The organism is Rhodococcus sp. 852002-51564_SCH6189132-a, assembly GCF_001665495.1.
GTDB classification, from domain to species: domain Bacteria; phylum Actinomycetota; class Actinomycetes; order Mycobacteriales; family Mycobacteriaceae; genus Rhodococcus; species Rhodococcus pyridinivorans.
Window position 1 is genome coordinate 139,731 of record NZ_LZMJ01000038.1, and the last position, 6,000, is coordinate 145,730.

4 protein-coding genes and 1 pseudogene are annotated in these 6,000 nt (G+C 67.7%); 3 read left to right on the plus strand and 2 right to left on the minus strand.

Going from position 1 to position 6,000, the window contains the following annotated elements; genetic code table 11:
- The first annotated feature begins 31 nt into the window (after window positions 1–31).
- Window positions 32–1,021 carry a M23 family metallopeptidase gene (locus A5767_RS09745; RefSeq protein ID WP_006553760.1) on the plus strand — a complete coding sequence of 330 codons (990 nt, stop codon included), beginning with the start codon at window positions 32–34 and terminating at the stop codon, window positions 1,019–1,021.
- 110 nt (window positions 1,022–1,131) lie between these two features.
- Here the strand turns inward: A5767_RS09745 and pcrA are convergent, their stop codons facing one another.
- Window positions 1,132–3,510 (minus strand): DNA helicase PcrA, encoded by a 2,379-nt coding sequence (gene pcrA, locus A5767_RS09750; protein ID WP_024103168.1) that lies wholly within the window; start codon window positions 3,508–3,510, stop codon window positions 1,132–1,134.
- A 234-nt stretch (window positions 3,511–3,744) separates the two neighbouring features.
- Between pcrA and A5767_RS09755 the strand changes: the two genes are divergently transcribed.
- Window positions 3,745–4,080, plus strand: coding sequence for a chorismate mutase (locus A5767_RS09755; RefSeq protein WP_006553758.1), 336 nt, complete (start codon window positions 3,745–3,747; stop codon window positions 4,078–4,080).
- 56 nt (window positions 4,081–4,136) lie between these two features.
- On the opposite strand, the gene A5767_RS09760 is transcribed toward A5767_RS09755, so the two are convergent.
- Complete coding sequence (locus A5767_RS09760) at window positions 4,137–5,588, minus strand: NAD-dependent succinate-semialdehyde dehydrogenase (protein WP_006553757.1); 1,452 nt, start codon at window positions 5,586–5,588, stop codon at window positions 4,137–4,139.
- Between the two features lie 119 nt (window positions 5,589–5,707).
- Between A5767_RS09760 and A5767_RS09765 the strand changes: the two are divergent.
- Window positions 5,708–6,000: pseudogene (locus A5767_RS09765) on the plus strand (glucose-6-phosphate isomerase); the annotation flags it as partial.

Here is a 6,000-nt window from a genome sequence, read left to right on the forward strand (position 1 = left end):
GTCGAAGTAACGATGAGGTCACGAACGGAGGATGGCGATGCGCTCTGGTAACCCGAGTGCCGAGAGCCGAACCCGCCGTCCCGAATCGGCACCCGAAGACTGGAATGCCTGGGAAGCCGCCACGATGGACTTCCGTAACACCGGCCCCGGTTCCGAGCCCACCTACTACTCCGACTCCTTCGGCCACGCCGTCCGCGACGACCGCTTCGCGCAGGATCGTCGCGACGAGAGCACCGACGTCACCGCTCCCGCATCCCGCGGTGGAGCCCATCGACTTCCCACTCCCCCCACTGCCCTCAAGGGCCGCGCCGCAGTCTTCGCGGTCGCCGCAGGCGCCGTGGTCGCCGCGGGCCAGGCCGCAGCCAATGGTGGTCCGGGACAGAACACCGAGCACTCCGAGGTCGCTCTCGCCGCCGGCGAAGCCGATTCCTCGATCATCACGGCCACCGCAGTGCCGCAGGCCGCGCAGTTCGCGCCGAGCGCCGACGCCGAGCCGTCGCAGGCCCCGCAGGTGCTCAACATCGCCGACCCGAACGACCTGTCGCAGTTCTCGAATCTCCTGGCCAAGGGCCAGCGATTCAGCGAGGAACGCGCTGCGCGCGAGGCCGCGGCCCGTCGCCCGCTGTTCGTCCTCCCCGCCGCGGGGTCGTTCACCTCGAACTTCGGCGCACGCTGGGGCACCCTCCACGCCGGCGTCGACATCGCAGGCCCCATCGGCACCCCGATCCTCGCGGTCGCCGACGGTGAGGTCATCGATTCCGGCCCGGCTTCCGGCTTCGGCATGTGGGTCCGCCTCCTCCACGCCGACGGCACCATCACCGTGTACGGGCACATCGACCAGTCCCTGGTGACCGTGGGTCAACACGTCATGGCCGGCGACCAGATCGCCACCATGGGCAACCGCGGCTTCTCCACCGGCCCGCACCTGCACTTCGAGGTGCACCTCAACGGCGTCGACAAGATCGATCCCGTCCCGTGGCTCGCCACCCGAGGTATCGCCCTCGGCATCCAGCGCGACTGACCGACCTCGCCGCCGTACGTTCGGCGTGCGTCCCGTTCCGCCCTCTTTCCCGCTTCGGCGCGGACCCGTTCTTTCGTGCGAATCCGCGCCTGACACAGGCTTTCAGGGCATCACAGTTTGATCATCGGCACACCGCCGACGAGCATCAACCGCACCTTGCCGGCACTGCCGAAGTCGATCACGACGGTGGCCGTGGGGCCCGAGCCCCGAGTTTCGAGAACCGTTCCGAGACCGTACTTGTCGTGGCTGACGCGGTCGCCGACGTCGAGCACCAAGTGGTTGTTGCGTCCGCGCGCCGCACCGAAACTCGGTGTTCCCGAGGATCCGCGCCGCTCGCCCGCACCGAACCGTGAACCGGTGCCCGAGCCGATCGCCTGACCACGGGCGGGCGTGGGCTCGAGGCGTCGCCAGTCGATGAGGTGCTGCGGAATCTCTTGCAGGAAACGAGATTCCGGATTGGTGAGCGGCTGCCCCCAGGACGAACGCAGTACGGCCCGCGTGAGGTAGAGACGACGCCGGGCGCGCGTGATGCCGACATACGCGAGTCGCCGTTCCTCGGACAGCTCGGCCGGATCGCCGAGGGCACGCATGTGCGGGAACTGGCCGTCCTCCCAACCGGTGACGAACACAACCGGGAACTCGAGGCCCTTCGCGGTGTGCAACGTCATCAGCGTGACCACACCGGCCTCGTTCTCCGGGATCTGGTCGGCGTCGGCGACGAGCGAGACCTTCTCGAGGAACGCCGCGAGCGATCCTGGTTCGGGATCCCCCTCTTCACGTTCGTCGTCGACGATCCCGGCCGCGTTACGGACGTCGGCACTGAATTCCCTTGCCACGCTGACGAGTTCGTGGAGGTTGTCGAGACGGGCGCCGTCCTGCGGGTCGTCGCTCGCCGACAACTCGGCGCTGTATCCGGTGCGATCGAGGATCGCCTCGACGACGTCGCCGATGTCCACCATGTCGTTGCCGTCGGCGTCGCTCGCGACGAGCATCGCCCGCAGGCCGTCCATCATCTCGACGAAACCGGCGATCGCCTTCTGCGCCCGCGTGTTCAGCAGCGCGACCTTGCCGGCCGCGGCGTCGGCGAGGGCCTGCCCGAAGCTCACACCGAGCCGCTCGGCGTGCACCGCCACGCACGCCTCGGCACGATCGCCGATACCGCGGCGAGGGGTGTTGAGGATGCGGCGCAGGCTCACCGTGTCGTCGGGGTTGTCGAGCACCTTCAGGTACGCAACGACGTCGCGCACCTCCTTGCGCTCGTAGAACCGCACACCGCCGACGACCTTGTAGGGCACACCGTGCCGGATGAAGACGTCCTCGAACGCGCGGGAGGCATTGTTGGTGCGGTAGAACACCGCGATGTCGGAGTAGGTGGTGTCGCCGCCGTCGACGAGCCGGTCGATCTCGGCGGCGACGAACCGCGCCTCGTCGTGCTCGTTGTCGGCGACGTAGCCGGTGATGAGTTCGCCCTCACCCGAATCGGTCCACAGCCGCTTCTCGCGGCGACCCGTGTTCTTGGAGATGACGGAATTGGCTGCCGACAAGATGTTCTGGGTGGAGCGGTAATTCTGTTCGAGCAGGATCGTGCGCGCCTGCGGATAGTCGCGCTCGAACTCCTCGATGTTGCGGATCGTGGCGCCGCGGAAGGCGTAGATCGACTGGTCGGCGTCGCCCACCACGCACAGTTCGCTCGGGGGGACGGCGGATTCCTCCTCCGGATCGCCCACGAGGGTGCGCACCAGCACGTACTGCGCGTGGTTGGTGTCCTGGTACTCGTCGACCAGGACGTGACGGAACCGGCGCCGGTAGTACTCGGCGACCTGCGGATGAGCCTGCAGCAGCGCCACCGTCTCGCCGATGAGGTCGTCGAAGTCGAAGGCGTTCGCCGTGCGCAGGCGCTGCTGGTAGTGCGCGTAGACCCGAGCGACGACGCGGGTGAGTTCGGTGGCCGCCGAATCGGTCTCCGCCTCGTGGGCGGCTTCTTCCGGCCCGATCAGTTCGTTCTTCAGGTTCGAGATCTGTGTGGACAGCAGCCGGGCGGAGTACTTCTTGCTGTCGAGTTCGAGATCCTTCGCGATCATCGTGAGCAGACGACGGGAATCGTCGGCGTCGTAGATCGTGAAATTCGAATTCATGCCCTGCAGCAGACCCGCCTGCGCGCGCAGGATCCGGACGCAGCTCGAGTGGAAGGTCGAGACCCACATCGCATTCGCGCGCGGCCCCACCAGAGCCGCCACCCGCTCGCGCATCTCGGCGGCGGCCTTGTTGGTGAACGTGATGGCGAGCACCTGACCAGGGACGACGCCGCGCTCGGCCAGCAGATAGGCGATGCGACGCGTGAGCACCGCAGTCTTGCCGGAGCCCGCGCCCGCGACGATCAGCAGCGGGGCTCCTTCGTGCGTGACCGCTTCCCGCTGCTGCGGATTGAGCCCTTCGAGAAGAGCATCGGATCCGGGGCGGGAGTTTGCGAGCGCGACGGGAGTGTTCATCGTTTCACCAAACTACCGGACCGTTCGGACAACGGATCCGGACCGCACAGTCGATCAAGCCGAGTGGCAGGGCCTACATGGTGAGTGGCAAACTGGAGACCATGTCTTCTGTCCTTTGCAGGCTCGGATCGAGTTCCGGTTGTCGCTGTCGATTCCCGACTGCCGGCCCGACCCGATACCGGTAACAGCCGCTCCCATACGGGCGATCCTTCAGAGCAGATGCGAGGAGACGACATGAGCACGCACATCGATTCTTCCCTTTCCGGCGAGCCGGACCAGGCGAACGCCGGAACACCGGCCGCGACCGACGACACCGCAGTGCCCACCGAGGCCGAGATCGAGGAGCTCCGCAAGGAGATCGATCGTCTCGACGCCGAGATCCTGGCCGCGGTCAAGCGCCGCACCGAGGTCTCCCGCATGATCGGGCGCACCCGCATGGCGTCCGGCGGTACCCGTCTCGTGCACAGCCGCGAGATGAAGGTCCTCGAGCGGTTCAGCGAGTTGGGCCAGGAAGGCCACACCCTGGCGATGCTGCTGCTCCGCCTCGGGCGTGGCCGCCTGGGTCACTGACGGCGAGGCCGTCCGCGTCACTGACGGCGAGGCCGTCCCGGCCATCGCCGAGTTCCCTACTGCAGGGCGATGTACTTGGTTTCGAGGAATTCCTCGATGCCTTCGGTACCGCCCTCGCGTCCCAGCCCGGAATCCTTGATTCCGCCGAAGGGGGCCGCGACATCCGAGACGACACCGCGGTTCACACCGACGATGCCCGTTTCGAGCGCATGCGACACGCGCAGGGCCCGGTCGAGGTCGCGCGTGAAGATGTAGGCAGCGAGCCCGTAGCGGGTATCGTTCGCCGCCGCGAGGGCTTCCTCCTCGGTGTCGAAGCCGGTGACGGCCGCGACCGGCCCGAAGACCTCTTCCTGCAGGATGCGGGCCTGCTTCGGCACGTCGTCGAGCACGGTGGCCGGGTAGAACCATCCCGGTCCGTCCGCGGGTTCACCGCCCAGGCGCACCGAGGCACCCGCCGACACCGCGTCCTGCACGAGTTCGATCACGGTCTTCTTCTGGTTCTCGTTGACCAGGGGGCCCAGCGTCGCGTCGGGGTCCGTTCCCGGCCCGAGCTTGTACGACGCCATGCGTTCGGTGAGCTTGGCGACGAAGGCGTCGCGCACCGAGTTGTGGACGTGGAAGCGGTTCGCGGCCGTGCAGGCCTCTCCCCCGTTGCGCAGCTTGGCTGCCACCGCGCCCTCGACCGCGGCGTCGAGGTCGGCGTCCTCGAAGACGACGAACGGCGCGTTGCCTCCGAGCTCGAGCGAGGTGCGCAGCAGCGAACGACCGGCCTTCTCGGCGAGCATGCGCCCGACCTCGGTGGAGCCGGTGAAGGTGAGCTTGCGCAGCCGGGGATCCTCGAGGAGCGGCCCGGTGACCTCACCGGCATGTGAGGACGGGAGCACCGACAGGACACCCTTGGGTAGTCCTGCCTCGTCGAAGAGCTGCGCGAGCAGCTGGATCGTGAGGGGCGTCTCGGACGCGGGCTTGACGATGATCGTGCATCCCGCCGCGAGGGCGGGACCGATCTTGCGGGTTCCCATCGCGAGCGGGAAGTTCCACGGTGTGATGGCCAGGCAGGGACCGACGGGTTGTTTCGTCACGAGAACGCGACCGGTGCCGGCAGGGGCGGGCGTGTAGCGACCGGCGATGCGGACCGCCTCCTCGGAGAACCATCGCAGAAATTCGGCGCCGTAGGTCACCTCCGATCGGCTCTCCGGTAGTGCCTTACCCATCTCGAGTGTCATGAGCAGCGCGAAGTCGTCGGCGCGTTCGGTGATCTTCCGCCACACCGTCCGCAACAGTTCGGCGCGTTCTCGCGGCGGGGTCGCAGCCCATTCCGGACCGGCCGCGACGGCCGCGTCGAGGGCCCGCAAGGCATCACCGGGCGCGGCATCGGCGACACGGGTGAGTTCGTCACCGGTCGCGGGATCGTGGACTCCGAAGGTGGCTCCGTTCTCGGCCGCCACCCACTCACCGCCGAGGAACAGGTCGGTGGGGACGGACCGAATCAGTTCTGCAGCATCCATATGCCCCATCATGCGCGTCGCGGTCGCTCGCTGTGGGAAACCGAGGGATCCCTTCGTCACACACCGGGGCCCAGTTGCACACCGGGCGCACCGTGTCGGGGCGCACTACTGTCGACGACATGAGCGACGTAACCGCAACGGCACCGTGGAAAGCTCTGGAAGACCATCGCGACCGGCTCGAATCGGTGTCGCTGCGGCAGTTGTTCACCACCGAACCCGACAGGGTCTCGGCGTTGACGGTCCCTGCCGGGGATCTGGTGATCGATTTCAGCAAACAACGCCTCGACACCCCGGTCGTGCAAGCCCTGCTCGAGCTCGCCGACACCGCGGGGATCGCCGCGGCTCGGGAGGCGATGCTCTCGGGTGCGCACATCAACGTCACCGAGGATCGGGCGGTGCTGCACACCGCCCT

Coding starts and splice junctions, on each gene's coding strand:
- A5767_RS09745 (WP_006553760.1), top strand. CDS start 32: ATGGCGATGCGCTCTGGTAACCCGAGTGCCGAGAGCCGAACCCGCCGT.
- pcrA (WP_024103168.1), bottom strand. CDS start 3,510: ATGAACACTCCCGTCGCGCTCGCAAACTCCCGCCCCGGATCCGATGCT.
- A5767_RS09755 (WP_006553758.1), top strand. CDS start 3,745: ATGAGCACGCACATCGATTCTTCCCTTTCCGGCGAGCCGGACCAGGCG.
- A5767_RS09760 (WP_006553757.1), bottom strand. CDS start 5,588: ATGGATGCTGCAGAACTGATTCGGTCCGTCCCCACCGACCTGTTCCTC.